The sequence below is a fragment of the Myxococcus llanfairpwllgwyngyllgogerychwyrndrobwllllantysiliogogogochensis genome (assembly GCF_006636215.1).
Taxonomy (GTDB): domain Bacteria; phylum Myxococcota; class Myxococcia; order Myxococcales; family Myxococcaceae; genus Myxococcus; species Myxococcus llanfairpwllgwyngyllgogerychwyrndrobwllllantysiliogogogochensis.
This window is the reverse complement of the sequence record NZ_VIFM01000166.1, coordinates 1-25817: the sequence shown is the minus strand read 5'-3', so window position 1 is coordinate 25817 and position 25817 is coordinate 1. Positions and strand designations below refer to the sequence as shown.

Sequence of the window (25817 nt, the reverse complement as noted above, 5' to 3'; positions counted from 1 at the left end):
AGATGGGTATATGAGACAGAGCATCCCCCAGGCCCCACCCGGCGCCTCTTCCTGCTCCACAGGTCGCTCCTCCACTGAGCCCTCCCGGAACGCCTCCGCCTTCCGGCAGTCCCCTCAGTCCCAGGAGCACCCATGTCCCGGTTCCTCTCCCGGGCGCTCGCCTTCCTGCGCGCGCTCGCGCGACACATCCGTCGCGCCTTCCGTCTCCTCTTCATCCTCATCCTCGTCGCCCTGCCCATCCCCGTCGCGCCCGTCGTCGCGGCCCTCCTGCGCCCCTTCCGGCGCAATCTCCCCGCCGAGGTCCTCCGCAAGAAGAAACAGCCCTGAGACACAGGGCCCCGAGCCTCACGGCTTCGTCCAGCCCTCGTCCTCTCCAGGCCCGCCAAAGTCGTCCCCCTTCCGGGGCACCTGGCGCGTGCGCTTGACGGGCAGCCTCCATCCCCGCCGCACGGAGATGAGCCGCACCGCCGCGCCCACCGCCATTCCCGCCACCAGGGCCAACCGTCGGTGCCCCGTCAGCGAGAACGCCAGACACACCAGGCTCGCCGCGAAGGCGGCGAGCGCGTAATACCCAGGCTCCGGCCTCATCACCGTGGGCGTGCGCCGGATGAGCACGTCGCGGATGATGCCGCCCCCCGCCGCGGTGATGATGCCAATGAGCACCGCCGTCCCAGGACTCAGCCCCACCTCCAGCGTCCGCTGCGTCCCCGCCACCGCGAAGGAGCCGAGCGTCAGCGCATCCAGCGCGGACAACAGCTTCACCGTCGGCCCGTGCCGCAGCTCGAAGATGAACGCGGCGAACGCCCCCGTGAAGGCCGCGACCAGATAGGCGGGCTTCACCAGCACCAGCGGCGGCCCCACCTGGAGCAGCGTGTCGCGCAGGATTCCGCCCCCCACGCCGGACACGAGCCCCAGCACCAGGAAGCCCATCAGGTCCATCTTCCGCCGCTCGGCCAGCAGCGCCCCCAACACCGAGCCAGAGAACACCCCCAACAGGTCCGCGACGAGCGTCCCCAAGGAGATGACCTGCTCCTGCACATTCGGTTCAGTCAGGTCGAGTGACATGGCGCGCGGCGGCCCGTCAGCACACCGCCATCCACCAGCGTGGGGACGCCGCGGTCCACCAGCAACCCGCGCCGGGAGGGTCAGGGGCCGCATGCCCGGCATTCCCTCCCCAGCGGGCTGGCACTCGGGCGACAGGACAACATCTCCCTGCCCCCATGGCCGCGTCCTCCGCGCGAACGCAACTTACCTGTCTACCCGCGTCTCCCGGAGCGAAGGCCATGAATCCCTCCCGACCCGCTGACCGCATCTTCGAGGGTGGAACCCTGCTCACCATGAATGAGCATCAGCCCACCGCCGAGGCCCTGGCCCTCCAGGACGGCCACATCCTCGCCGTGGGCACGCGCGCCGAGGTCCTCGCGCTGCGCGGCCCCGACACCGAGGTCATCCCGCTCCAGGGTGGGACGGTGATTCCCGCGGTCGTCGACAAGCTGTCGAACGGCAATTCGGACGAGGAACCCGAACCCCAGGGCACCCTCGCGCCGGGCCAGCGCGCCAACTTCGTCGTGCTCTCCGGCAACCCGCTCATCGTCACGCCTCGCGCCCGCGAGGACCTGCGCGTCCTGCACGTCGTCAAGGACGGCCGCAGCCTCTACTTCGCGGACACCCCACCCGCGCGCGAGAAGAAGGACGAAGACCCCTTCAGCGAAGCCCTCTTCCTCGACGAGAGCGGCTGGCTCGTCTGAGTCCCGCGGTCAGCGGCGCGGACAAGGCCTGGCGCGTCGAGTAGCTCGGCGCGCACCCTCCGAGAAATTGTCCTGCAACGAGCACCTCGACACGGCAGGCGGGGTGAATGACACCCATCCACGCGTGGGCTATTGAAAGTTCTGCGCTGTGTACTCCAGGGGTGACTTCCTCCCACTCCCGGCGTTCTGCGATGGTGAGAGGGAACCCGCACCGGAGAGCCTCATGCTCCGCCGCCTTGGCCCCGCGTTCTTCCTCGGAACCCTGCTGCTCGGGGGTGCCTGCAAGAAGTCACAGGACCCCGCGCCCGCGACTCCGGCGCCCCCTCCGTCCGCGGAGCCCGCCCCCACCTTCGCGCTCTCGCTCCTCCAGGACGCGTCGCCTTCGGGCTGTACCTGGATGCGCCAGGACGCCACGGGCCTACGCAAGGCCCTGGCCACCGTGGAGGCTCCCTGCGAGCGCCTGGGCATGGCCTGGAGCCCGGACGGCAAGCAGGGCGCGCTGGTGGACCGGGGCGGAGGCACCGTGCCGCCACGCGCCTGGAAGGTGGAATTCGACTCACCCCAGGGCCTTGTGTCACTCGCACTCCCAGACGAGGGGCACACGGACTCGCTCGGCTTTGACGCACAGGGCCGTGTCGTCGCCCTGGTGTCGCAGTTGGAGGGCCTGACGCGGAAGGAAGAGCGAGGCGAGGAGGTCTTCGTCGTGGATGGCCGGCGGCTGCCCGTGCCGGAAACGGAGGGCAGCCCGGGCCTCGCGCATGCGTACCGCCGCGAGGGTGAGGCGTGGAAGCGCATCGAGTCCGTCGCGACGGTGTACGAGCGAGAGGACGCGGCGGGCACGACGGCGTTGGCCACCGCCAGCCAGTTGGTGTCCTCGACGTTCGGCACGGACCCGGATGCGCCCACGGCGACGGAGCTCTCCGAGGGCAGCGAGGACGCGGTGCGTCTGGACGCGGTGGTGAAGGACAAGGGCCACACGGAGTACGGCGCCTGGGTCTCGCTGGAGACGCATGGAGGACCGCTGTACGCGTGGCGCGCGGCGCGCGAGTTGCCAGTGCTGATGCCGCCGCTGCGCTGGGAAGCGAATGATCGCCTGTCCGAGCCGGAGGCCCTGTCGCTGGAGCCCACGTCGGTGGTGGAGCTGCGCGTGAGAGGCGCGCTGTTGCTCGTGGCCTCCGACCACAGCGCGCGCATCTACGACGCGCGAAGCAAGAAGCGCATCGCCCAACTGGACGGCGTGCATGGCGCGCGCTTCTGGCCCAAGCAGCGCACCGTCACCGCGGCCCTCCCCTCGGGGACCTCCGCCGGGCAGTAGCGACCGCCTGGAGGGTGAGCAGGCTTTCGGGCCCATCGCCAGCCCGGCATGCGAGCGTCCGCGCAAGCAAGCCAACCCTCCCGCTCATGCCCATCCCTTGAGGGATGCACGAGCGTTTCCACAAGTTCGCCCAGGGCGTGTCCGAGCGTGTGGGCTCCGTCCAGGCCCTGCTGCTCGCGGTGTCCGTGGTGGTCATCTGGGCGGTGACGGGGCCGCTGTTCCACTTCAGCGACACGTGGCAGCTCGTCATCAACACGTCGACGACCATCATCACCTTCCTGATGGTGTTCGTCATCCAGGCCACGCAGAACCGCGACGCGAAGGCCATCCACCTCAAGCTCGACGAACTCATCCGCGCGCAGAAGCACGCGCGCAACGAGTTCACGGACCTGGAGGACGCCACCGAGGAGGAGCTCGCGGAGCTCTCCCTCCAGTTCAAGCGCGTGCATGAGCGCGCCCGGGGACGCCACGTCGCCCAGGGGCACGATGACCGGCACGAGCCCGCATCGGACTCGGGCTCGAAGCACTGAGCCTGTGCGACTAGGGCGACTTCACCAGCGACATCATCATCGCGGCATAGCCGCCCACGCCCAGGCAGCAGGAGAGGACGGGCACCAGCAGCGCGCCAAGGGCAGCCTGTCCCCAACCCACGCGGTACAGCTTCTGGTACGCGGCCACTCGCACGCCGGCGCTCCAGAAGGGCATCACATACATGCCGCAGAAGGGCACCAGGCCCAGCAGGTAGACGCCCTGGGACAGGGCATGTCCGCGCAGCGTCGCGGCGAACGTGCTCGGCGCTCCCGCCAGCCGCAGCACCACGTGGTCCAACGCGGAGGCCACCACCGTGATGACCATGCTCAGCACGGGCATCACCACCACCCAGCCGAAGAAGAAGAAGACGACGAGGCCCCGGAAGAAGGAAGGGCCTGGCTCGCCCATCCCTCGGGACGCGAGGTTCTCGTAGGGGACCACCAGCAGGACGGCGAAGTAGAACAGGCTGGTGACGAAGTAGCCGACGAACGCCGTGAGCAGGGCGAAGAGGAGCGAGCTGCCCACGCTCCCCTCCGGTGACATCCGTCCGAAGGTGACGCCCGGACGAAGCATCACCTCCACGCACGTCTTCCAGAACGCCTTCACCCAGCCCAGCTCCTCGCGCTGGTCCCACGGGAGTGGCGCGTACGGCGAGCGCTCATGACACCGCGCGCAGACCAGCTCGCCGCGAGGACCCTCGCGCAGACACTGTGAGCAAGCAAAGGCGCCGCAGCGCGTGCACGCATGAAAGCTCATCCACTCCGGATGGATGGCGCAGACGGCCACGTCCGAGTCGGCGGGAGGAGCAACCAGCAGGGAGGCGCCACACGCCGGACAGCGCTGAGCGCCGGGGGCGAAGGAGGCCTGACAGAAGGGACACGGGATGCCGGACACGAGAGGCATCCTCGCACAGTCCTCCCGGACGACCTCGCCCAAGCGAGACTCGTGCGAGCGCATGAGGCCGTGGTCATCCAGCACGAGGCTCGCGCCACACCCATCCCAGCTGGCAGGCGAAGTCCTCGCCTCAAAGCGACTGGCACGGGCGCACGGCACGAATCCATGGGACACCCGGCACGCGGCTCGCGCAACACGCCAGCTCGATAGGCCGGCGCCATCCTCGACTCAAAGAGACTGACGAGGGCGCACGAGGCCGTGGTCATCCGGCACGGGGCCCGTTCCACGGTCCACGCCTGCCCGGTTGGCCGGCTCGGCGGTCGACTCCGGAGGACGGGCCTCGCGCGCGCGACGGGCCTGACGCAAGGCCGCCTTCGCTTCGGCCGGGTGGCCCTGGGCCTTCTCCCGCTTCGCCAGGGCCTCCCACAGCTCAGGTGACTCCGGGTGCAGCGCCACAGCCGCGCGCACCAGGCCCAGCCCCACGCGCGGCGTCTCCGAGTCCATCACCACGCGCTTGAGGAACGACATCGGCGCCAGCGCCAGCGCGCCCTGCGGCGTCGCCAGGGCCTCTTGTAGATGCGCCAGCACCTCCCCGTCCCGCTTCACCGTGAGCAGCGCCTGCGACAGGGCCCACCGGGCATCCACGCTCCTCGGCTGCAACTCCACCGCCCGCTCCAGCCAACGCACGCGGTTCGCGGACTGCTTGCGCCACGCGAACCCCTCGGCGACGCGCAGCAGCTCGTCCGAATAGTCCGGCCGCACATCCGGCGACAAGACCGCCGTCTTCTTCAGCGCGGGCCAGTGCGCCTCCGGGTTCTTCGTCTCATCCAGCCGCAGACGAAGCAACTCCGGCACCTCCGCCCGCTTCCACCCGGCGACGAAGCGCAGCAGGTCCCCGCGCAGCGGCTCGCCGAAGCGCTCCGTGTCCGGCACACCCTGAGCTTCACACGCGGCCAGATAGTCCGCGAAGAACGACAGCGGACCTTCCGCCGGGTACGCCAGCAGTCGCTCGGGGCCATGCGCCTTCTCCAACGTGCGCGCCATCTGCGCGCCCACGCGGATGAAGACGGAGCCCAGCTTCGGGTCATGCCCGCTGCGGATGCGCTCCAGCGCCGCCTTCGCGTCCTTGCCGATGAGCTTGCGGTCCAGCAGCTCCGACACACGAGCGAAGGCACCCGGCAGGTCCTCGTCCGGCGGCAGCGTGCCCGGCCCTCGCGTGGCCCACAGGTGATACGCCAGACCATAGCTGGCGATGCGCCCCAGTCCCTCGTACACCACCGAGTCCACCGGGTCCGTGAAGTGCGCGTCCCTGCGCGTGACACCACTCTCCAGCACGCCCTCCATCAATCGGATGGACAGGCGCCGCAGCCGCTTCGCCTCGCCCTCGATGTTGGTGGCCAGCGCAATCACCGTGTCCTCGGCGGGGAACATCACCAGCAGCGTCGTCGTCTCCGGCTGCCCGCCCGCGTGCGCCACCAGGTAGTGGCCGCGCAGGGGATAGGTCGCGAAGCCCATGCCGTAGTCCGTGAGGCGCCCATCGCGCGTGGCCATGGACGCCTGCATCTTCCCCATGGTGTCCCGCTTCACCAACCGGTGGGCCAACACCGCGCGGCCAAAGCCGAGCATGTCCCCCACCGTGGCCCGCGTCCCACCTCCACCGAAACGACTGGACACATCCAGGAAGCGCGAGGGCTTCAGCACGCCGTCCTTCACGCGGTAGCCCACCGCCTGGTGCTCGTCGCGCGTCGCGGTGACGTCCAGGTCCGCGTGCTCCATGCCCGCGGGCTGGAAGACATTCTCACGCAGGTAGTCGCGATAGGACTTCCCCGACGCCGCCTCCACCGCCGCGCCCAGCAGGTTGTAGCCCCAGGTGCTGTACAGGTAGCGGGTGCGCGGCTCGAAGGCGAGCGGCTTCTCGGAGAAGGCGGAGATGGCCTCGCCCGTGCTCACCGGCTTCACGTTGTTGCTGGAGGCCAGCCCGTCATACGTGGGCACCCCGCTCAGGTGTCCCAGCAAATCCTTCACCGTGACGGTCCACTGCTTCGCCGGGTAGCCCGGCACCAGCGAGTGGATGTCCGCGTCCAAATCCAGCTTCCCCTGCTCCACCAACTGCAAGACGGCGACGGCGGTGAAGGACTTGGTGACGGACGCCATGCGGAACGTGGTGCGCGGCGTCGCGGGCAGACGTTTGGCCAAATCCCTCAGGCCATAGCCACACACCCAACGCTGGGCCCCGCGCGTGACACCCACCGTCAGCCCCGCGACGGGCCCCTGGGACAGCTCCGAGCGGACGATGGCATCCAGCGCCTGCGTCACCTCGGGAGAAAACCCGCGCGGGCCCTCGGCGGCCTCCGCGCTCACGGGCTCGCACACCGGCGTGAGGCGCGGCGCCGACAGCGCCGGAGTCGCGAACAACCACAGCGCGGCGAAGAGCCCCCTCGGCGTCATCATGGCGCGGCCTCCACGGTCGAACCAGGCGGGCTTCCGGCGGCGGGCGACAGCGCGGCCACGCGGCGGGAGGCCGGCGGCGTCTCCACCCAGGCGCGCAGCAACGCGTCCGTCACCAGGTGGCCCAGCACATCCAGCCCCCGTCCGCGCGGATGCACCAGGTCCTCGTGCATGAACCCGGACTGGTGGAAGCGCGACAGCGCGCCCTTGCCCCCCATGGCCGCGTAGAGGTTGAAGAAGGCGCACCCTTCCGCCTGCGTCACCTCCCGCTCCGCCTCGACGACGGCCTCCAGGAAGGGGCGCTGCGTGAAGGCCTTGCCCCGGTCCTTCGTGTCCCGCACCGCGTCCATGGGCCCCACCACCAGACAGGCGCTGCCCGGCGCGGCGGCTCGAGCCCTACGCAGCAGCGCCCCCAAGTCCTTGCGCAGCGTCTCCAAATCCGTGCGCTTCCACTCCAGGCGCTTGGACTCGTTGCCCCCCAGGAAGAAGACGAGCAACCGAGGGTCGCGCTCCGCCAGTTGCGAGCGCAGCGCCGCGTCATCCAGCCGCGCATAGAGGCTCGCATCCGCGGACGGCACCCCGAGCATGTCCAGGACGATGCCAGGACGCGCGTGCTGCAACACCACGCCCTGCACCACCGCGCCCTTCGCCTCCGCCACCACGTCCACCGACGTCGTGCCCGCGGGCAGCTCGAAGCGCGTGGCCCTCGATTCACCACTCCCCGTGGGCTCCGTCCGGGCCAGCACCGTGTCCCCACTCAGGACGGTGAGCGCGCCGCCATGCGGGACATCCAGCCACCACAGGGTGCCTCGCGGCTCGCCCTCCAGCTTGAAGCGGCTGCGCGCCTTCGCGACGGTGGCCACGTGGTACACGCCCGTGACTCCAAACGGGTGCGGGGGCTTGCGCAGCTCGCCCAGCGTGCGGGGCTCCCACCCGCCCTTGCTGTAGCCGGTGCGTCCGCGCCCACCATAGGGCGCCATCCGGTCCACCAGCAGCACGCCCCGGCCCGCGGCGCCGAAGCCCGCGCCCAGGTCGTCCCGGAGGATGTCCACGATGCGGTCCCCCGCGATGAGCGAGTTGCCGAAGGCCTCGATGACCGTGGGCCCGGATGCCGTGCCGGCGGACAGGGAATCCAACGATTCGAAGAAGGACGCCAGCGCGGTGCGGGCGCAGCCCGTGCCCACGGGCGCCACGCACGGGTCATCCACCTTCGCCCCGAGCGCCCCGAGCTTCCCCGCCAGCGCCTGCGTCGACCGCGTCCGCTCCGTGGGCTCCGGCGCCACGCGCCGTGGCACGGGTTCGGGCTCGGGTGGCCTCGGAGCTTCAGACGGAGGGCGTGCCACCACCGCCGCCGGAGGGGCCGTGACAGGCTCCGGGGCGGTGAGGGGGCGAACCTCGGAACCGATTTCACAGGCGGCCAAGAGGCCACAGCAGGCCAGGACGTGGAACACGGCCCGCCGTCCACCCCACCCGACTTCCGAATGCGTCATGCGGCGTGCAGCGTAGACGAACTCTTCCGCTCGCGCATTTTCCCGGCCCGCCAGCCTCCCTGCTCCTCAGGGAAGCGTGGGCAAGGGATGCACTCGCACCTTGCCTCCTGGTTTCCCGCAACCCTGCGACACACAGGGCCTCCGAGTTGGCGGACGGGCGACATCCGAGGTCCAACCGACAACACCTTCACTTCACTTGGGACGCGGAGCCCCCAGATTACCCGTCACCCACTATGGAGAAAGCGAAGAACAAGGTAGCGAACTGGACGAGGTTCCATCGCAAGTTCGGCGGCCATGTGCGCCAGCTGCGCAACAACCGGGAGCTCACCCAGGAGGCCCTCGCGGAGCGGTGCGAGCTCTCGGTGGATGCCATCCGTCGCATCGAGCGCGGAGCGTTCTCTCCGTCGCTGGATACGCTCGGCAAGCTGACGACAGGCCTGGACGTGTCACTCAAGACGCTCTTCAACGGCTTCGAGCAGGAGCGCACCGAAGAGGTGGCGGAAATCTGCGACTTCCTGTCCAGCCTCTCCGGCCCGGAGGTGAAGCTCGCCTGGAGGGTGCTCCAGGCCATGTTCGAGGAGACCTGAGGACCTCTTCTGCCGGTGCGAACCGGCAGATGTTCCCTGTACCCCGCGCCCACCATGACCTAGGGAGACGACCTCTCATGCCAGGAGCCTCCGAAGGAACGCTGCTCGTCGTGGAGGATGACGCGGACCTCCGCGCCTCCGTTGTCGACGTCCTCACGAGCGCGGGCTATCGCAGCGCCGTGGCGAAGGACGGCCTGGAGGCGCTCACCTGGCTGGAGGTGCACGGGCGCCCCTCCCTGGTGCTGCTGGACATGGAGATGCCGCGCATGGACGGGTACGCCTTCCTGGAGCGCCTCGCCCGACACCCGGCCTGGACCGGGCTGACCGTGGTGGCCCTGACGCCCCGGCGGGTGCTCCACCCGGCCGTGCTCGACACCCTCCTCAAGCCCTTCGACGGGCACGACCTCCTGGAGCGCGTGCCCCACTGGCTGCGCGGCTCGCGCCTTCCCGGAACGTCCTGAAGCGCGATTCCATTGCGCGCAATGGACCTGGGCCGCATGTTGCGGGGAGGAACCGCCATGCCCCTGCCCAAGAAGCGCGTCGACGCGCTCCACCTGAACGAGCAGCTCTGCTTCACCCTCTACTCGACGGTGCACCTGCTCAACCGCACGTACCGGCCGCTGCTGGAGAAGCTGGGCCTCACCTATCCCCAGTACCTGGCGATGCTGGTGCTGTGGGAAGAGGACGACGTCACGGTGAAGGCGCTGGGGGAGCGGCTGCTCTTGGACTCGGGGACGCTCACGCCGCTGCTCAAGCGGCTGGAGTCCGCGGGGCTCGTCAAGCGCGAGCGGGACGTGCTGGATGAGCGGCAGGTGCGCATCCGGCTGACGACCTCGGGGCGCGGCTTGCGCGCGAAGGCGGAGTGCGTGCCCCCGTCCATCCTGGAGGCGTCGGGCTCATCGCTGGAGGAGTTGCAGGACCTCAAGGCCCGCGTGCTCGCCATCCGCGAGGCCCTCAGCTCTCGACTGGAGCAGGAGCCTCCGCCCGCGCCCGCGAGCAAGCGCCGCAAGACGGGGTAGCTATACCTGCGTCTTGAGGACGTCCTTCAGCCCGCTGGTGCCCTTCTCGACGACGCGACTCACCAGGTCCAGGGACTGCGTGTAGCGGTACATGGACGCCTGGAGCGCCAGCAGCTCCGCGTTGGAGTAGTGCGCGCCGGAGGACGCGGACTGGATGATGTCGTCCAGCACGCGCTGGCCCTGCTCCAGTTCCTGGACGAAGCGGGAGATGCCGTGGAGCACCGTCCGCTCGGTGCTGGCGACCGGGGGCACCGCGTTCGAGGGAGCGACCTCACGTGGAGCGCTCGGGCTCGAAGGGGCGTTCGCCTTGTCCGCGAGGACGCCATCGAACCGGGACGCTTCGTGCTTCTCGGCCGCGACACTCACCGGTGGCGGCGTCACCTGCGGCGGAAGTGGAAGTGGTGCCGCGGTCAGCGGGCTCGTCATGGGGACCGTCTCCTTCGGGCGTGGAGCAAGGCGTCACCCGCGAGTATCTCCGCCAGGGCTGACAGCCTCCGGGCGCGACGCGAGGGCCCTTCCCGAAAGGTCGGGCCCTCGTCCACGCGGGAGACACTTCACCGAGTCACGCGCGCTGAATCCGCGTGCCCCACGCCTTCAGGCGCTCGACGACGTGGGCCGGGTCCAACACCCCCTCGGGCGAGTACAGCCCCGGGGCCACGGGAGCCCCTCCGACGAGCCCCAGCAGTCGCTCCACCGCGAGCGCCACGCCCCTCCCGCTCAGCCCCGAATGCACATCCCCATCCACCAGCGTGTGGCGCACGTGCGTCGTCGTCCCGTCCGGCAACTCTCCGATGAGTTCGATGATGACCTCGTGGCCGGGACCCTGACCGGCCGGGCGGCTCGACGCGGCCCGCACCGCGAAGTCGAGTCGCACCGTGCTCGCGTCCGTCACCGCCGCGAGGGTGGCCACGTCCAGCAACGGATACGCCCGGCCCTTCCACTGCGTGCCGTCCACCCCCTGGAAGGTCCGCGTCGTGTCCTCCTCCGTGGTGGCCCAGAGGAACTTCCCGTCCTTGCGAATCAGCGGGCTGGGCACGCCCTTCGTCAGCCGCTCCATGTCTCCGCTGGCGGCGGGCCCGCCCACGTCCTCCTCGTCGAAGACGGCGCCAATCAGGATGGAGTGGACCTTCTTCAGCTCGCGAGCGAACTGGAGGGTGGACATGGCCACGGTGCCGCCCAGGAAGTGCCCCAGGAAGAGCACGGGAGCGGCCGTGGGTTTCTGGATGTGGAGCGCGACCTCCGGGCCGATGTCGAAGACGAAGTCGGAGAAGGAGACATACGGCAGCCCGTGCGCCTGCGCGTACTTCATCGAGCGCAGGGTGTCGTCCTTGAGCAGCACCACCACGGCGCTGAAGGCGGCGTCGGGAGCCAGCCCCAAATCATCGCGCTCCAGGTCGATGCGCACGGCCTCCGCCCGGCCGAGTTCCCTGGCGAGCGCGGCGGCCTTGCCGACATCACGTCCTCCAATCCGGAGGGCCAGCTCCGGGTGCAGCTCGCGCAGTGCTTTCACGGCCCGGCGTCCAACAATGCCGGAGCCTCCGATGACGAGGACGGGCTTCAGGTTCGATGCGTTCATGATGGGATTCCTGTGCGTGGAAGAGAGGGGAAGGTCATGCGCGACGAAGCTGGGTGCCGGACTCCTGGAGTCGGCGCAGCAGGTACTCCGGCTCGATGAGGACATGGGGGAGGTAGAGCCCCGGTGCGACGGGTGCGCCTCCCGCGAGGCCGAGCAACCGCTCGACGCCCACGGCCACGCCCACCGCCGTCATCGGAGCCTGTCCCTCCGGGTGCATCAACTCGTGACGCACGCGCGTCCGGGTGCCGTCGTGCAGCGTGCCTTCGAGTTCGAAGATGATTTCGGTGGAGAAGGGCTCGCCACGGCGGCGCGGCGCGGAGGTGCCGATGGCGACATCGAAGCGGATGGACTTCGCCTGCGTCGCGGCGGCGAGGCTCGCGGGGTCCAGCATCGTGTACGCCTGCCCCTGGACGTCCTGCCCTTCTCCGTCGCGGAAGGTGCGCAGCGCCGCGTCGCCTCCCACCCAGCGCCACTGTCCGTTCTCCAGGATGAGGGTGTTGGGCGTGGCCTTCGACTGCCGGTCCAGGTCCGCGTACGCGGCGGCCCCGCCCACGTCCTGCTCGTCGAGCACGGCGCCGATGGCGATGGACTCCAGCGCGCGGAACTCCCGGGCGAACTGGAGCGCGGGCAGCATGGCGGCGCCCACCAGCCAGGCGCTGCCCAGGAGGATGGGCGAGCGCGTGGGCTGGTGCATGTAGAGGGCGACCTCGGGAGCGACCTCGAACAGGCTCGTGGAGATGCCCAGGTACGGCAGCCCGTGCGCCTGCGCGTACCGCAGCGAGTTGAGCGTGTCGTCCTTCACGAACAGGACGACGGCGCTGTAGGCGCGGCTCGAGGGCTGACCCAAATCGGGCCGCGACAGGTCCACCGTCGTGGCGTCGGCGAGGCCGACCTCGCGGGCCACTGCCTGGGCGCGGGACACATCCCGGCCGCCAATCGTGAGCGGCAGGTCCGGTTGCAGCCGACGCAGGGCCTTGGCGGCCAGGGAGCCGACAACGCCCGAGCCACCAATGATGAGGACGGGTTTCCGAGGGTTCGAAGACATGACGGGTGCGCTCCCCTGCCCCGAGAGGCAGTGGTTGAGGGGGCCGGAGGGCCGGCGGGAAATGGTGCCGCGTTGACCCTACTTAAAGTAAGTTACTAAAAGTAGGTTCGCCACGATTTCGACGACGAGGGTCCGGTTGCGCGTCCGCGTCGAGGCGGCTAAGCCCCAAGGGTGCCGCCGCGACGTCCCATGAGTGAACCCGCCCCCAAGAAGCTCCCCAAGGCCCAGCGACGCGAGCAGTTGCTCGACGTGGCGATGGCGGTGGTGAGGAAGGAAGGCACGGACGCGCTGACGCTCGCCCACCTGGCCGAGCGCGCGGGCGTCAGCAAGCCCATCCCCTACGAGCACTTCCAGTCACGCGCCGGGCTGCTGATGGCGCTGTATGAGCGCATCGACGCCGCGCAGCTCGCTGAGTTCGAGGAGGCGCTCCAGCGCACGCGACGCAAGCTGGAGGACGTCGCCAAGGTGATGAGCGGCTCGTACATGCACTGCTACCTGACCATCGGTCCCGAGCAGCACGCCATCTCCGCCGCGCTCAAGGGCGACGGGCAGATGGAGACCTTCTATCAAACGATTCTGGACCGCTATGTGGACCTCTACCGGAACGCGCTCGCGCCCTACTGCGAGCTGCCGAAGGAGACCCTGCGCCTGCGCTGCGTGGGCATCATCGGCGCGGCGGAGGCGATTTCACGCGACATGCTCCGGGGCGCCATCTCGGAGAGCACCGCCGCGACGACACTGGGCTCGCTCATCGTCTCCTGGCTGTCGGCGCGCAAGTAGGGCAAGGCCCGCCACGCGTGCAACGCCCGCGTCGATGTGATGCAGTCGCGCGGTGCTCGACAGCGTCACCATCGACCAGCTCCGGACGCTCCGCGCGGTGGCCGAAGAGGGCAGCTTCTCCGCGGCGGCCCGGCGCCTGGGCCAGGGACAACCCGCCGTCAGTCAGGCCATGCAGCGGCTGGAGAAGCAGCTCGGCATGCGCCTCTTCGACCGCAGCAGCCGCGTCCCCCGCCTGACGATGAAGGGCGAGGCCGTGGTCGCCGCCGCCCAGCGACTGCATGACGACCTCGCGACGTTCCAGACAGTCGTCGGCCGCCTCAAGAACGGCGAGGAGACGAAGCTCGCGCTCGTCGTCGACGCCATGTTCCCGACCTCCGCGCTGCTGTCCTTCGTCAAGGAGCTGGCGCAGACGCACCCCGGCGTGGAGCTGACGCTGGAGGTGGAGCTGCTCGCCGCCGTGACGGAGCGCCTGCGCGAGCGCAAGGCCACGCTCGCCATCGCCGGCGCGGACCTGGACCTCTCCGGCCTGGAGCAGCGCCCCATCGCGCTCTTGCGCATGCTCCCCGTCGCCGCGCCGTCACATCCCCTCGCGGCGGTGAAGGGCGTCATCACCGACGAGCACCTCGCCACCACCACCCAGCTCGTCCTCAGTGAGCGCCTGCCCTCCGGGAAGACAGGCACGGCGGACCGGGGCGTCTTCTCCGCGAAAAGCTGGCGCGTCGCGGACTTGATGACGAAGCATGCACTCATCCTCGGCGGGCTCGGCTGGGGCCACGAGCCCGAGCACCTGGTGAGCGAGGACCTGGCGGCGGGGAGACTGGTGCGTCTGCGGCTCGCCGCCTATGAGGGCGGGCCTCCGCCACAGCGGCCCCTCGCCCTGGTGCGCCGCAAGGGCACGCCGCTGGGGCCCGTGGCGATGTGGGCCTCCAACCGGCTCACCTCCCTCTGCCAGCTCGCGCTCGGGGACCATCACACGACGTGATGATAAGCATCATGCGCGGGAGCGATTTACACCTCCGCTTCCACCCTTACGTTCTGTGTCATGAGCACCACGACACAGACACTGACTCCCCCTACCGTTCCCCACGCGCTTCCCCGTGCGCGGACGCTCGAGAGCGTCCACGGCGGCGGGCCCTTCCACTGGGTCGGTGACGGCTTCCGCGTGAAGACGCTCGTCCCCAGCGGGGGCGTGTCCCAGGAACGTGTCAGCCCCTTCCTGCTGCTGGACCACCATCCGCCGCATCACTACCCGCCCCTCGCGAAGGGTCAGCGGGGCGTCGGCTGGCATCCGCATCGCGGCTTCGAAACCGTCACGCTCGCGTTCGAAGGAAACGTCGCGCATCGAGACAACGCGGGCCACTCGGGCGTCATCGGCCCGGGCGACGTGCAATGGATGACGGCCGCGTCCGGCATCCTCCACGAGGAGTACCATGAGCATGCCTTCTCCCGGCGCGGTGGCGTCTTCGAGATGCTTCAAGTCTGGGTGAACCTTCCCCGCGCTCACAAGCGGGCCGCGCCGGGCTACCAGCCCATCACCGCGGCGCAGATTCCCACCGTCCCCGTCGAGGGCGGAACGGTGCGAGTCATCGCGGGCAACTTCAACGACACCCAGGGTCCCGCGCGGACCTTCACGCCCATCTCCATGCTCGACGTGCGGCTGCGCGCGGGGACGGACCTCCAGGTCCCCCTGCCGAAGCACCACAACGCCATCGTGCTCGTCGCCTCCGGTCGCGTGACTTCCGGCGGTGAGACGGCCACCGAGGGCGAGCTCGCCCTCTTCGCCAACGACGGCGAGTTCCTGTCCCTGCGTGCCGAGACTGACACGCACCTCATCGTCCTCGCGGGTGAGCCCCTGCGCGAGCCCATCGTCCATCTGGGCCCGTTCGTCATGAACAGCCAGCGCGAAGTGCTCCAGGCCATTCACGACTTCGAGTCCGGCAAGTTCGGCGAGCTCCCCGAGGACACGGCGGGCGCTTCATGACAGCTCGGGACTGAAACACGCTGGGCGCCCCCGGACCACCGAGTCCGGCGGGCGTCAGCGGCTCCGGGCGCGGCGCGCGGGGCTCGTGGGCGGCTTCGCTCGCGGCTCCGCGCGAGTCACCGGCCTGTCCTTCAACACATCGGCGACCAACTGCCGGAAGCAGCGCGAGCCGGGGTCCGCGTCCGTGCGGGTGTGCCACATGAGCGACATCGCCATGGGCGGGGGCGCGGGCATGAACCGCAGGCGCTTCAGCGGAAGCATGGCGCACAAGACCTCCGCCGTGCGTCCCGGCATTCCCGCGATGTAGTCCGTGCGCGTCGCGGCCATGCCCGCGGCGATGAAGTGGGAGACGGCGAGCGCCGAGCTGTACTCCAGGCCGTTCTCCTTGCGGAACCGCTCGAACATCGAGCGCCCCACGCCCGGACGACCCTGGCTGATGACGATGTCGATGTGCTTCGAGGCGTTGAACGCCTCCCGCGTCAGCACCGTCCCCTGGATGAGCGGGTGGTCCTTGCGGACGACGAAGGCCACCTCTTCCAGGTAGAGGTCCTCCACGCAGAAGCCCTCCCGCGTGGCCACCGCCCAGGGCCCCAGCGCGGCGTCCACCTCCCCCGTCGCCATTCCATCCGACGCGACGAGGAAGTCGATGCTCACCACGCGCAGCTGCGCCTGCGGCATGCGGTGCGCGAAGGCCTCGACGATGCGGGGCACGTCGCAGATATCCTGATTGTCACCGCAGGCCAACGTGAAGCGGCGCGTGCTCTCCTCCGGCAGGAAGCGCTTGCCATCCACGGCCACCTGGAGCTGCGCCACCGCGTTGTTGAGCAGCGGCCGCAGCTCTTCACAGCGAGGCGTGGGCACCAGCCCCTTTCCCTGACGCACCAGCAGCGGGTCTCCCAAGAGTTCCCGCAGCCGGGCCAGCGCGTTGCTCACCGCCGACTGCGTGACGTGGAGCTGCCGCGCCGCGCCCGTGGCGCTCCCCGTCTCCAGCACCGCGTGCAGCACGAGGAACAGGTTGAGGTCGATGGCCGAGAGATTCATCGCGGGGCTGGCATACCGCACCCGCCCGCATCATCGGAACACCCGGTTCCGCGTGCTCAGGAGCGCTGCGCGCCCGACAGCATGGCCGCCACCTGGGGGTCCAGGCGGAAGGACTCGAAGAAGCCCTCCGCGTCCTGGGGCGGCTTGCCCTCGGGATGCAGCAGCAGTTGCTGATAGAGCCGGGGGCCCACCAGGTAGAAGCGGCCTCGCAGCCGACGCGGCCCGGAGACCCCCTCCACCTCCCAGCCCGGGAAGCCCTCCAGCGTCAGGGGCTTCGAGGAGACGCCCGTGGCGCCCAGGGCCTCCAGCGCACCCAGGCTGGCGCGGGACACCACGTCGCTCGGCTTCGCCTGCGACACCGCCGCCGCGGGGAAGTCCGTGTACGAGACGTAGTACGCCGTGTCCGACTCCGGACGGACGGCGATGAACGTGTGGAGTGTCACCTCGCCCACATCGGTGACTTGAGAGCGGCGCTCCTCGCTCACCGGCCCCGGCAGGGCGACGGAGAAGCCCCCTTCCGTGGACTGGATGACAGAGGCGGGCGTGGCGGAGGCAGGCCGCGCGGCCTGGGCCTCGGGCGCCGGCTGGCGGGAGGCACACGCCCCCAGTCCTCCCACGGAGAGCAGGATGGCGAGCGGCGCGACTCGGCGCGAAATCTTCATGTTCCAGGCGACTCCTGTCATGGAGCCCGGAAGGTACGTCCGACGCCTCCCTGGCGCACCCAGCCTCTCCGACGGAAGCGCGGCACGCAACGCTTTGCGTCTAGTGCAGGGCGTCCGGAGGCACCGGAGCCGTGGCCTCCGGGAGCTCCACGGCGCCCCCCGCCTCCTGGGTGGCGAGGGCCAGCCGGACACAGAACGTCGAACCCACCCCGGGCGTGCTCTCCACCTCGATACGCCCGCCATGGGCCTCGACGATGCGCCGCGCGACGGACAGCCCCAGCCCCACCCCCGGCGCGCGCTTGCTCCGGGCATCGCCCAGCCGCTGGAAGGGGGCGAACAGCATGCCCTTCTCCTCCTCGGTGACGCCGATGCCCTGGTCCTTCACGAGCAGGAGCACGTCCTCCTGCTCGCGGCGCACCGCCACGTCCACGCGACTGCCGGACGGCGAGTACTTCAGCGCGTTGCTGACCAGGTTGGCCATGACCTGCTCCAGCCGGTCCGGGTCCACGCGCACCAGCAGGGGCGTCTCCGGCACGTCGAGCTGGAGCACGTGCCCGCCGTCACTGGAGCGGTACAGCTCCACCACGCCCCGCGCCAGCTCGCGCGCGTCGCGCACCTCGGGCCGCAGCTCCAGCTTGCCCGCCTCGATGCGGGTGGAGTCGAGCAGGTCCCCCACCATCCGGTCCAGGCGCTCCACCTGCCGTCCCACCAGCGCGAGCGTGCGCTGCATGCGCTCCGGCGTGAGCTGCGCGCGACTGCGCTCGGTGAGGGCGGTGGACAGCTTCAGCGCGGACAGCGGATTGCGCAGCTCATGCGCCACGCCCGCGAGGAAGGCGAGCTGCTGCTCCTGCTGGTGCGTGAGGCTGTTGGCCATCTCGTTGAAGGTGCGCGCCATGTCGCGCAGCTCGGTGGGGCCCGCCACCGGCGCGCGGGTGCGCTTGCGTCCCGCGCCGAAGCGGCGCATGGACTGGCTGATGTCCCGCAGGGGCTGCCAGGCGATGCGTCGCAGCAGGTAGGTGCCGGTCACCAGGCCCACCAGCAGGAGACCACACAGCACCAGGCCCACGGTGTTGCCCATCCGGTTGAGGTCCGCCGAGGACTCGCGCGCCGTCCGGGCCTCCTCCACGTTGAGCTGGACCAGCCGCTCCAGCGAATCCAGCGAGGCATCCAGCGCGGGAATCACCCGCTGGGCGCGCTGTCGCAGGGGCAGCCGAGCGGCCTCTCGCTGGGTGGCGAGGTACTGCCTGAAGTGCTCATCCACCTCCCGGATGAGCGCCTGCTCCGGGGCGCCGAAGGCACTGCGATTGAGGCCCTCCAGCAACCGGGGGAACGAGGACTCGATGCTCTGGAGCGTCCTGCCCCGGATGCGCTCGGACGTCACCTCCACCGGGCCCGTCACGCCGCTGAGCCGGAAGTGGATGAGCAGGTCGATTTCCAGCTCCTCCGCCAGATGGAGTCCCTCCACGGAGTTGCCGAGCGTGTTCGCCGAGTGGTTCTGCGCGTTCGTCAGGACGATGAGCGCGGTGGCGGCCACGAGCGTCAGCAGGGCGAGGCCACCCATGATGGCGGCGAGCCAGGCGCGCAGACTCATGTCGCCTCCTGGCACGGCGGACGGACTCCACGAACGACCTGGCTCTGGGCGGGGAAGCTCACGATTGGGACCTCGCTGAAGCCGGGGACGGATGTGGATGGGACGCCCCCTTCATGACTGGAGGAACAAGCCCAGGACGTGGGGGATTCACGGAGTGGACAGCAGCCGGGCATGGTGGGGGGTTCCCCGCACGGCGTCAGCACCGGGCGAGGGCAATCGTGCTAGGGAAGGCCGGACGTGGCGGGCGAGCGTGAGCCCCCCTGCCCCCCGCGCGCGAGGTCACCATGGACATGCTCCCCCAACCGGTACGTACCCTGAAATTCGATGGTTTCTGGCGCTGGCTCCAGGAACACACCCAATGCATCCTCCGGTGCGGCTCCGTCGACGCGATGCTGTACGACCACGACGACTTCCACTGGCTGCTGCTGGAGGAGGAGCGTCAGCACATCATCCAGGTGCTCAAGGGCAAGGTGCTCGTGGGGGAGCTGGTGCTCGCGGGCCGCGAGGTCACCGAGGTGAACGTGGCCCCGGACCCGGACTCAGGCACGCAGGGCCACTTCCTGGTGGAGCTGATGAGCGGGCCGAAGGAAGACCCGCAGGTCGTCTACCACTTCATCATGGCGCACGGCATCGACCCGGCGCCGGGCCACAAGGACCTCAAGCATTGAGCACGGTGCGCTCGATGAGCGCCACCGCGTCCCTGGCGCCCCCGGAGTAGGTCTCCGGCGCGCGCGCGGAGCGGGGCCCCACCAGCGCGGCGACTCGCTCCATCAACTCCGCTTCGGTGCGGGCCAGCTCCTCCGGACGCAGCCGCACCGCCTGCCTGTCGTAGCGGCGAGCGCGAGCCAGGGCCACCAGCGGCGTGCCCGTCACGCGCGCCTCCTGCACGGTGTTGTACCCGCCCGCGCCCACCAGGATGTCCACCCCGGGCATCACCGCCAGCGCGGGCCACACGCGCACGGGCTGGAGCACGTTGCGCTCGGGCGCGCCGCTGCTCGGAGCGCGGACGGGGAACCAGGGCCCCGGAGGCGCCAGCCACCGCACCGGCGCCGAAGCCCCGAGTCGCTCCTGGAGCCGCGTGGCGATGGCGCCCGCCTCCGCCACCTCCTCCGCGTTGCCACTGCCCATCACCGCGACCAGCGGACGGATATCATCCGCGGCCACGCCCAGCCGCTCACGGGCCTGCGCGCGGCTCAGCCATTCATCGCGCTCCAATAGGAGCCAGGGCGCGGTGCGCACGGCGCGCGGGTGCTGGGAGAAGGGCGCGTCCTCACCGGGGACGAGCAGCAGGTCGAAGTCCTCCACCGCCGCCGCGACGTTGAAGCGCGCCACATACGTGGGATTCAAGTCCCGGTGCACCAGCACCTTGCCCATGCGCAGTCCGGGCAGCATGGGCGCCAGCTCCCCCGCGAGGCCGCGCGGGAAGGTGTCCACCACGAGGACCTCCGGACGCACGCCGTCGAGCAGACACTCCACCGCCTCGCGCACGGCGGATTTGGCCAGGTCCGGGTTCAGCCGGTGCACATGGGCTCCGGCGCCCAGCACGTCCTCCAGCGGCACGTCCGGAGCGAAGACGCTGTTGGTCACCACGGTGACGCGGTGTCCCCGTCGGGCCGCCACGCGCGCGAGTCCACAGGCCCGGGTGAAGTGACCCATGCCTCCGCCCAACGCGTAGATGAGCCAGCGCGCGCCCGCCATCAGCTTCCGCCCAGGTCCTCCTCGAAGGAGGAGTCGTCCTCGTGCCGCAGGCTCTCGCCGTCGGCCTCGGTGAAGTCGTGCGGGTCCTTCGAGGAGCCCCGCGCCCACGAGGAGCCCGACCCGTAGTAGCCGTAGTCGTCGTAGTAGGCGCTCGCGTCGTCCGAGTCGGTGGTCGTCGAGCCGTCGTCCTCCGGGTCCTCGTCGCCCAACATCGCGCAGCCCGTGCAGACGAGCGCCTCTTGCTGGGTCGTCAGGTGCGCGTCACAGACGCTCTTGCCGCAGCGTGGGCACAGGGCGCCCGCGGGCAGTCCACACGGATGGGAGAACAGGAAGCCCGTGCTCACCTCACAGCCCTCGTTGGAGAAGGGGCTCATGGCGCGGACTCGGACGGCGGCGTCTGGAGTTGGTGGAGCAGCGCCACGCGGAAGGGCAGGTCCAGCTTCTCGAAGGCGAGACAAGCCGCCGCGTCCGCGCGCACCAGCGACTTGGTGGCCAGCAGCGTCTTGCCACCGGGCTCCCGGAGCGACACCTTGCCCTCGCGCACCTTCACGCGGGCGACCTCGGTGCCGGAGGCATCCTGGATGCGCGCGCCCTCGTCGTCCGAGGACACGGTGTAGAGCAGCGCGCCCTTCGCATCGGTGAGCCGCCAGCCGGAGCCCTGTCGCGCGAGGGTGTAGAGCACCTGCCGCTGCGCTCCGTCGCGCACGGTGAGCGCGCCACCCGCCGAGCCGAGGACGTAGCCCAGCGCCGTGTCATCGGGGCCGGACACCTTGAGGGCGGTGCCCTTCCACTTGAAGCGGGCCAGCTCGCGGTCGTCGCCGTCCACCAACTTGGCGCCGTCGTCCTTGGGCTTGAGCGAGAAGCGCTCGCGGTCGTCCGCGTCCTTGAACTTGAGCTTGCCCGGGAGGGGCACCTCGTCGCCCGCGGAGGCGGCCTGCGTCTGGGTCGACGGGGCCTCGGAGTTCGAGGGACGCGAGCAGGCGGCGGTGAGGAGGAGGCTCAGCAGGAGCGCGCGGAACGTCATCGGGAAGCCCTCGCGGGGTGGTGCTTGCGCTGGGAGGTGGAGAAGTTGAGCACCTGGTAGAGGCTCAACAACATCATGAGGCACGCGCGCGTCGCGTCCCGCGACTGCGTGGACACGGTCTCCGTCGCTTCCCAATCGGAGTCCATCCGGGCGCGGAGGCTGAGCCGGTCCTCGGACACCTGCAACTTCGTGAGCGCCACCGTCGGCGGGAGCTTCACCGCCTCGCGGGCCGCGCCTTGCAACCGGGTGAGCTCGGGGTGGCGCTCCGGCTTCACGCGAAGCTGGACCTGGAGGTACGTGCCGCTCTTCTGCTTGCTCTTCATCTTGTACTTGCCCCGCGCATTGCGCCTGGTGCGGGAGCGCTTCTGGAGCCACTCGGTCATGCCGAGGCGCAGGTGTGTGCCATCGCGCAGGCGGGCCTGGAGCGACAGCCACGGGTCCTCGAACTCATTCGTCTTCCACGTGCCCGCCATGCCCTTGCGCTTCCACTTGGCCTTGTGGTCGATGGGCTGGAAGTCCAGCTCCAGCGACACGGCCTCCTCGGGAGCGATGTCGCGGCCCAGCCGTCGCAGCAACAGCGTGGGCAGCCCGTAGCGACGGTCCTCCAGGTCGTTCCGGCCGAACCGGGAGGCCTTGACCAGGAGGGCGACCGCGACGACCAGCAGGCCGATGCCTCCTGGCACCAAGCCGTTCAGCCACGAAGGGGCGGGCTGCTCGGAGTCGAGGAGGTTGTTGGCGAGGGACGACAGGAAGAACAGGCCCACGCCCACGCCGCCCACGATGAAGGCCCGTCGCTGCCACTGGCGCTTGAGGACAGCCATCTCCCCATCGAAGCGCGCGAGGAAGCCCAGGTCTTCCATCAGCTCGGAGACGGGCGCGGTGTTGCGGTAGCGCTTCTCCACACGGAAGCGGTCGATGTCGAAGGCCAAGGCGGAAAGCTCCCCTTCGGAGCCAGGAACGAGCGCGGAGTGTATGGGTCGGCGGGGAGAGGGGCAAACCTCCCGGTTTGCCGAGCCGGGTGAGCCGCGATACCACGCGGGCCGTGGCTTCCGCGTCCGGCATCGTCTACGCCTCCTTCGACCGATTCCCCGCGCCCAAGGGAGCGGCCGTGCACATCCGGGCCTTCGTGGAGGCCCTGGGCGCGGCCTTCGGGGGCGTGGACCTGCTGGCGCTCCGAGACGGACCCACCGCGAGCGCGACCCCGCATCCACTCGTGGAGGGAGTGACGTATCACCCGCTGGACGCGCGGGGGCGAGACCTGGTGGCACAGGCGCTGTCGTTTCGCACGCACCTGGCGGCGTGGTGGAGGGACAGGCCCCGGGCCTCGGTGGTCCACGTGCGCTCCATCTTCGAGGGCTACCCGGTAGCGCGAAGGAAGGAGGCGCTGACGGACGCGCTGGTGTTCGAGGTGAACGGGCTGCCGTCCATCGAGCTGAAGTATCACCACCCGGACGTGGCGGAAGACGCGGAGCTGATGCTCAAGCTGGTGGCGCAGGAGGACGTGTGCATCGCGCGCGCGGACCTGCTGGTGACGCCCAGCGAGGTGACGGCGGAGTACCTGGTGAAGCGGGGCGCGGAGGCTTCGCGCGTGCGGGTGATTCCGAACGGCGTGGAGCTGGAGGTGTTTCGTCATGCGCCACCGCGCGGGCTGGAGCCGGGGCGGCCGGTGCGACTGCTCTACAGCGGGACGATGACGTCGTGGCAGGGAGTGCACCACGTCATCGAGGCGCTGAGGCTGCTGCGCGCGGAGGTGCCCGCGGTGCTGACGCTGGTGGGGCCGCTGCGCAAGCACCAGCGACGGGTGCTGATGGAGCGGTGTGGAGACCTGCTGCTGGAGGGCGCGGTGGAGCTGCGCGAGCCGATGCCGCAGGACGCGCTGGCGGCGTTGCATCATGAGTGCGACGCGGTGCTGGTGCCGTTGCCGGTGAATGACCGCAACTGCGTGCAGGGGTGCTGTCCGTTGAAGTTGCTGGAGGCGATGGCCTCGGGCACGCCGGTCATCGCGTCGAACCTGCCGGTGGTGCGGACGCTCGCGGAGCCTGATGAGGTGTTGTTGGTGAGGCCGGGCTCACCGAAGGCCATCGCGGAGGCAGTGAAGGACCTGCGAGCGAATCCAGCGCTGGGGCCCGCGCTCAGCGCGAGAGCCCGGGCCCGCGTGGAGCGCGACTTCACCTGGGCGCGCGCGCGGGAGGCCCTGGTAGTGGCGTACGAAGAGCAGCTCGGGATGAAGCGGAGGCGCGAGGGACTCAGTCCCGAAGCTGAGCGAGGGTGAACCGTTGCTCGGCACGTCCGAGCACACGGCTCAGCAGCCGCACGGCCTCGCAAGGCAGCGGCACGACGCGGAAACACGCAGTCTGCCTCTTCACATGACAGCCGCGCCTCGCTCGCATCGCAAAGCAGCGGCAAGGCGCGAAAATACTCAGTCTGCGCCTTCACATGACAGCCGCGCCTCGCTCGCCTCGCAAGGCGGCGGCAAGGCGCGGGCACGCACCGCCTGAGCTTCCAAGTGACGCCCGCGCCTCACGCGTCGGGAACCTACGGCGAGCGTTGCGCGAGCCCTCAACCCACCCTGGGCACCGCGCGAGCCAGCACGCGGCGCAGCACCTCCGCCTCGGCGTCGGATTGAAACCGCTCCAGGATGCGCCTGCGCGCGGCGGCGCCCATCGTGGCGCGGTGCTCCGGAGACAGTGACAGCACGTCGAGACAGGCCTGCCCCAGATGATTCAACAGGGCCTTGGACACGAGGAAACCGTTGCGCTGGTGGTCCACGGCCTCGGGGATGCCACCGGCGTCACTGGCGATGACGGGGCAGGCGCATGCCATCGCCTCCAGCAGCGCGTTCGGCATCCCCTCCCAGAGCGACGGTTGGAGATACACGTCACACAGGCGCAGGTGCGCGGCGATGGCCTCCGGTGTCTCGAGCGCGCCGGAGACGAGGATGCGAGCACCATCCTCGGGATGCTCGGCACGGTAGGCAACGAGGTGCTCCGCGTCGCGAGGACGCACCTCCCCGATGACGAGCAGACACGCGGGCCGGGCACGCCTCACCTCCGTGAGCGCGGAGAGCAGGAACGGCAGTCCCTTCTTGTGACGCAGCTCTCCCGAGAACCCGAGCACCACCTCACCCGGGGCGATACCGAGCCGCTCGCGCAGCACCGGGTCCGCCGGGCCCGGTGAGAACACCTCGGTGTCGACGGCGTTGGGGATGACCTCCACCTGCGCGTCCTTCCCGAGCAACAACCCCATCTTCCTCCCCAGGTCCGCGGAAGCGGCGGTGAGCACATCCGCGCGCTGGAGCGTCCACAGGAGCCGGGCGAAATCCCCAGGAGGAAACATGTGCTGGTCCACGTCATTGCCCCGAGCGCTCACCGTGGACGCAATCCCCACCGAGGCGGCGAAGACGACGGCGAGAAAGCCCGGCGGCGACAGGTAGTGACCCCACACCAGGTCATAGCGCCGCTTCGTGTGCAGGAAGTCGAGCACGTCGAGCGTGTGTTGCATCGACAGGTCGCTGCTCCCGAACAGCCCCAGCCGATGCAACGTGACTCCGCGAGCAAACGGCGTCACCTCGCCCGCGTCCTCCAGCGTGCTCAGCGCCCCGGGAGCCGCCGTGCGCGTCCACGCGAGCACGTCCACCCGAGCGCCCAGTCGCGCCAGCGCGCCAGCGGTGCGAGCGCCACTGCGAGCAAGCCCCCCGATATCGGGAGGGAAGCGTTCAGCGAGGAGGAGGACGCGGGGAGAGCCAGCCATGGGCCCGAATCTACCCGGCCAGGGGCGCCCCACCCGACGGGAATCTCACCGCACCCTCCGTCCCCATTGGACAAACAAAACATGACAGCGCTCAAAGCCAGACGACCTCATTGAACATCCACAAAACACACCATTCAACGGCCCTCCCTCGTTGGGTGTCGACCCAACCCCACGCCCCCGCGAGAGGTCCGACCCCCTTGCTCCGCGTCCAAGAGGCCGGGCCCTGGAGCACGGCAGAAGCCCCCCTTGAGAAGACAACGGACCGGCGCCCAACGCGGGGACTGCGACGACGCGCGGGCCACGTTCAATCCGAGGGCGCCAGAGATGTGCGACAGCTGCGGCACGGCGAGCCAGTCCCCCAGAAGTGACGTTCGTTCTGGGATGGGCCCGTCCGCCGCCCCCCCCCTCGTGAGGGTTCCTGGCGCTGTCCGTGAATAAACCCCGCCGCCCCCCGTCCAGGGGCACGGTGGAGCCATCCCCGCAGCAAGGCCGGACCCCTAGGCTCCCCCGGAGGCACGTCACACATGCACGCGCGTCGTTGGTGGGCAATCGCGCTCGCGGGAACACTCGCGGGCTGCATCGTGGAGCCCGAGGCGCCCGACTGGGACTGGGACGAGGACCCCACCCAGCCCTGGCC

At 70.1% G+C, this 25817-nt stretch carries 27 protein-coding genes; 12 read left to right on the top strand and 15 right to left on the bottom strand.

What is annotated here, in order from left to right; all coding sequences use genetic code 11:
• The first annotated feature begins 132 nt into the window (after window positions 1-132).
• Window positions 133-327 carry a hypothetical protein gene (locus FJV41_RS32040; protein WP_141646395.1) on the top strand — a complete coding sequence of 65 codons (195 nt, stop codon included), beginning with the start codon at window positions 133-135 and terminating at the stop codon, window positions 325-327.
• Window positions 328-345: 18 nt separating this feature from the next.
• On the opposite strand, the gene FJV41_RS32035 is transcribed toward FJV41_RS32040, so the two are convergent.
• Complete coding sequence (locus FJV41_RS32035) at window positions 346-1065, bottom strand: trimeric intracellular cation channel family protein (protein WP_181791065.1); 720 nt, start codon at window positions 1063-1065, stop codon at window positions 346-348.
• Window positions 1066-1283: 218 nt separating this feature from the next.
• Here FJV41_RS32035 and FJV41_RS32030 point away from each other — a divergent pair, with 218 nt between their 5' ends.
• From FJV41_RS32030 to FJV41_RS32020, 3 genes are all read left to right on the top strand, one after another.
• The gene (locus FJV41_RS32030) at window positions 1284-1748 is read left to right on the top strand and encodes a hypothetical protein (protein WP_141646393.1); all 465 of its coding nucleotides are present in this window, start codon (window positions 1284-1286) and stop codon (window positions 1746-1748) included.
• Between the two features lie 223 nt (window positions 1749-1971).
• On the top strand, window positions 1972-3063 hold the full coding sequence (locus FJV41_RS32025) for a hypothetical protein (RefSeq protein WP_141646392.1): 1092 nt from the start codon (window positions 1972-1974) through the stop codon (window positions 3061-3063).
• Between the two features lie 104 nt (window positions 3064-3167).
• A complete protein-coding gene (locus FJV41_RS32020; RefSeq protein WP_141646391.1) occupies window positions 3168-3593 on the top strand; it encodes a low affinity iron permease family protein in 426 nt (141 codons plus the stop codon).
• Window positions 3594-3603: 10 nt separating this feature from the next.
• Here the strand turns inward: FJV41_RS32020 and FJV41_RS32015 are convergent, their stop codons facing one another.
• The 3 genes from FJV41_RS32015 to FJV41_RS32005 form a co-directional block, all read right to left on the bottom strand.
• The gene (locus tag FJV41_RS32015; protein WP_141646390.1) at window positions 3604-4497 is read right to left on the bottom strand and encodes a YIP1 family protein; all 894 of its coding nucleotides are present in this window, start codon (window positions 4495-4497) and stop codon (window positions 3604-3606) included.
• A 219-nt stretch (window positions 4498-4716) separates the two neighbouring features.
• Complete coding sequence (locus FJV41_RS32010; protein WP_141646389.1) at window positions 4717-6939, bottom strand: serine hydrolase; 2223 nt, start codon at window positions 6937-6939, stop codon at window positions 4717-4719.
• A complete protein-coding gene (locus FJV41_RS32005) occupies window positions 6936-8231 on the bottom strand; it encodes a GDSL-type esterase/lipase family protein (RefSeq protein ID WP_438616766.1) in 1296 nt (431 codons plus the stop codon). Before FJV41_RS32005 ends, FJV41_RS32010 begins: the two co-directional genes overlap by 4 nt.
• A gap of 428 nt (window positions 8232-8659) precedes the next feature.
• On the opposite strand from FJV41_RS32005, the gene FJV41_RS32000 reads away from it, so the two are divergent.
• The 3 genes from FJV41_RS32000 (at window position 8660) to FJV41_RS31990 (ending at window position 10032) form a co-directional block, all read left to right on the top strand.
• Window positions 8660-9013 (top strand): helix-turn-helix domain-containing protein, encoded by a 354-nt coding sequence (locus FJV41_RS32000; protein ID WP_141646387.1) that lies wholly within the window; start codon window positions 8660-8662, stop codon window positions 9011-9013.
• Window positions 9014-9090: 77 nt separating this feature from the next.
• Window positions 9091-9474 (top strand): response regulator, encoded by a 384-nt coding sequence (locus FJV41_RS31995; protein ID WP_217439504.1) that lies wholly within the window; start codon window positions 9091-9093, stop codon window positions 9472-9474.
• Between the two features lie 57 nt (window positions 9475-9531).
• On the top strand, window positions 9532-10032 hold the full coding sequence (locus FJV41_RS31990; RefSeq protein WP_217439503.1) for a MarR family winged helix-turn-helix transcriptional regulator: 501 nt from the start codon (window positions 9532-9534) through the stop codon (window positions 10030-10032).
• Here the strand turns inward: FJV41_RS31990 and FJV41_RS31985 are convergent, their stop codons facing one another.
• From FJV41_RS31985 to FJV41_RS31975, 3 genes are all read right to left on the bottom strand, one after another.
• Window positions 10033-10458 (bottom strand): ATP-dependent helicase HrpB, encoded by a 426-nt coding sequence (locus FJV41_RS31985; protein ID WP_141646385.1) that lies wholly within the window; start codon window positions 10456-10458, stop codon window positions 10033-10035.
• A 136-nt stretch (window positions 10459-10594) separates the two neighbouring features.
• Window positions 10595-11608, bottom strand: a complete 1014-nt coding sequence (locus FJV41_RS31980; RefSeq protein ID WP_141646384.1) for an SDR family oxidoreductase — start codon at window positions 11606-11608, stop codon at window positions 10595-10597.
• A gap of 34 nt (window positions 11609-11642) precedes the next feature.
• Window positions 11643-12653, bottom strand: coding sequence for an NAD(P)-dependent oxidoreductase (locus FJV41_RS31975; protein ID WP_141646383.1), 1011 nt, complete (start codon window positions 12651-12653; stop codon window positions 11643-11645).
• Between the two features lie 189 nt (window positions 12654-12842).
• Between FJV41_RS31975 and FJV41_RS31970 the strand changes: the two genes are divergently transcribed.
• The 3 genes from FJV41_RS31970 to FJV41_RS31960 are packed head-to-tail and all read left to right on the top strand — an operon-like array spanning window position 12843 to window position 15414.
• The gene (locus FJV41_RS31970) at window positions 12843-13433 is read left to right on the top strand and encodes a TetR/AcrR family transcriptional regulator (RefSeq protein WP_141646382.1); all 591 of its coding nucleotides are present in this window, start codon (window positions 12843-12845) and stop codon (window positions 13431-13433) included.
• Window positions 13434-13485: 52 nt separating this feature from the next.
• Window positions 13486-14415 (top strand): LysR family transcriptional regulator, encoded by a 930-nt coding sequence (locus FJV41_RS31965; RefSeq protein ID WP_141646381.1) that lies wholly within the window; start codon window positions 13486-13488, stop codon window positions 14413-14415.
• 60 nt (window positions 14416-14475) lie between these two features.
• On the top strand, window positions 14476-15414 hold the full coding sequence (locus tag FJV41_RS31960) for a pirin family protein (RefSeq protein ID WP_141646380.1): 939 nt from the start codon (window positions 14476-14478) through the stop codon (window positions 15412-15414).
• Between the two features lie 54 nt (window positions 15415-15468).
• Here FJV41_RS31960 and FJV41_RS31955 read toward each other — a convergent pair whose 3' ends face one another.
• The 3 genes from FJV41_RS31955 to FJV41_RS31945 all read right to left on the bottom strand — a co-directional run bounded on the left by FJV41_RS31955 (window position 15469) and on the right by FJV41_RS31945 (window position 18708).
• Entirely contained in the window at window positions 15469-16476 is a 1008-nt protein-coding gene (locus FJV41_RS31955; protein ID WP_246137559.1) for a LysR family transcriptional regulator, read from the bottom strand.
• A 35-nt stretch (window positions 16477-16511) separates the two neighbouring features.
• Window positions 16512-17117 carry a hypothetical protein gene (locus FJV41_RS31950; protein WP_141646378.1) on the bottom strand — a complete coding sequence of 202 codons (606 nt, stop codon included), beginning with the start codon at window positions 17115-17117 and terminating at the stop codon, window positions 16512-16514.
• A 100-nt stretch (window positions 17118-17217) separates the two neighbouring features.
• Window positions 17218-18708 carry a sensor histidine kinase gene (locus FJV41_RS31945; RefSeq protein WP_141646377.1) on the bottom strand — a complete coding sequence of 497 codons (1491 nt, stop codon included), beginning with the start codon at window positions 18706-18708 and terminating at the stop codon, window positions 17218-17220.
• Between the two features lie 284 nt (window positions 18709-18992).
• Here FJV41_RS31945 and FJV41_RS31940 point away from each other — a divergent pair, with 284 nt between their 5' ends.
• Entirely contained in the window at window positions 18993-19376 is a 384-nt protein-coding gene (locus FJV41_RS31940) for a serine/threonine protein kinase (RefSeq protein WP_141646376.1), read from the top strand.
• On the opposite strand, the gene FJV41_RS31935 is transcribed toward FJV41_RS31940, so the two are convergent.
• The 4 genes from FJV41_RS31935 to FJV41_RS31920 are packed head-to-tail and all read right to left on the bottom strand — an operon-like array spanning window position 19366 to window position 22359.
• On the bottom strand, window positions 19366-20406 hold the full coding sequence (locus FJV41_RS31935; protein ID WP_141646375.1) for a hypothetical protein: 1041 nt from the start codon (window positions 20404-20406) through the stop codon (window positions 19366-19368). The genes FJV41_RS31940 and FJV41_RS31935 overlap by 11 nt on opposite strands.
• The gene (locus FJV41_RS31930; protein WP_141646374.1) at window positions 20406-20780 is read right to left on the bottom strand and encodes a hypothetical protein; all 375 of its coding nucleotides are present in this window, start codon (window positions 20778-20780) and stop codon (window positions 20406-20408) included. Before FJV41_RS31930 ends, FJV41_RS31935 begins: the two co-directional genes overlap by 1 nt.
• A complete protein-coding gene (locus tag FJV41_RS31925; protein WP_141646373.1) occupies window positions 20777-21430 on the bottom strand; it encodes a hypothetical protein in 654 nt (217 codons plus the stop codon). The genes FJV41_RS31930 and FJV41_RS31925 overlap by 4 nt, the downstream gene beginning before the upstream one ends.
• The gene (locus FJV41_RS31920) at window positions 21427-22359 is read right to left on the bottom strand and encodes a hypothetical protein (protein ID WP_141646372.1); all 933 of its coding nucleotides are present in this window, start codon (window positions 22357-22359) and stop codon (window positions 21427-21429) included. The genes FJV41_RS31925 and FJV41_RS31920 overlap by 4 nt, the downstream gene beginning before the upstream one ends.
• Window positions 22360-22448: 89 nt before the next feature.
• Here FJV41_RS31920 and FJV41_RS31915 point away from each other — a divergent pair, with 89 nt between their 5' ends.
• Window positions 22449-23702, top strand: coding sequence for a glycosyltransferase family 4 protein (locus FJV41_RS31915; RefSeq protein WP_246137558.1), 1254 nt, complete (start codon window positions 22449-22451; stop codon window positions 23700-23702).
• A 287-nt stretch (window positions 23703-23989) separates the two neighbouring features.
• Here FJV41_RS31915 and FJV41_RS31910 read toward each other — a convergent pair whose 3' ends face one another.
• A complete protein-coding gene (locus FJV41_RS31910) occupies window positions 23990-25180 on the bottom strand; it encodes a glycosyltransferase (RefSeq protein ID WP_141646371.1) in 1191 nt (396 codons plus the stop codon).
• Between the last annotated feature and the right edge of the window lie 637 nt (window positions 25181-25817).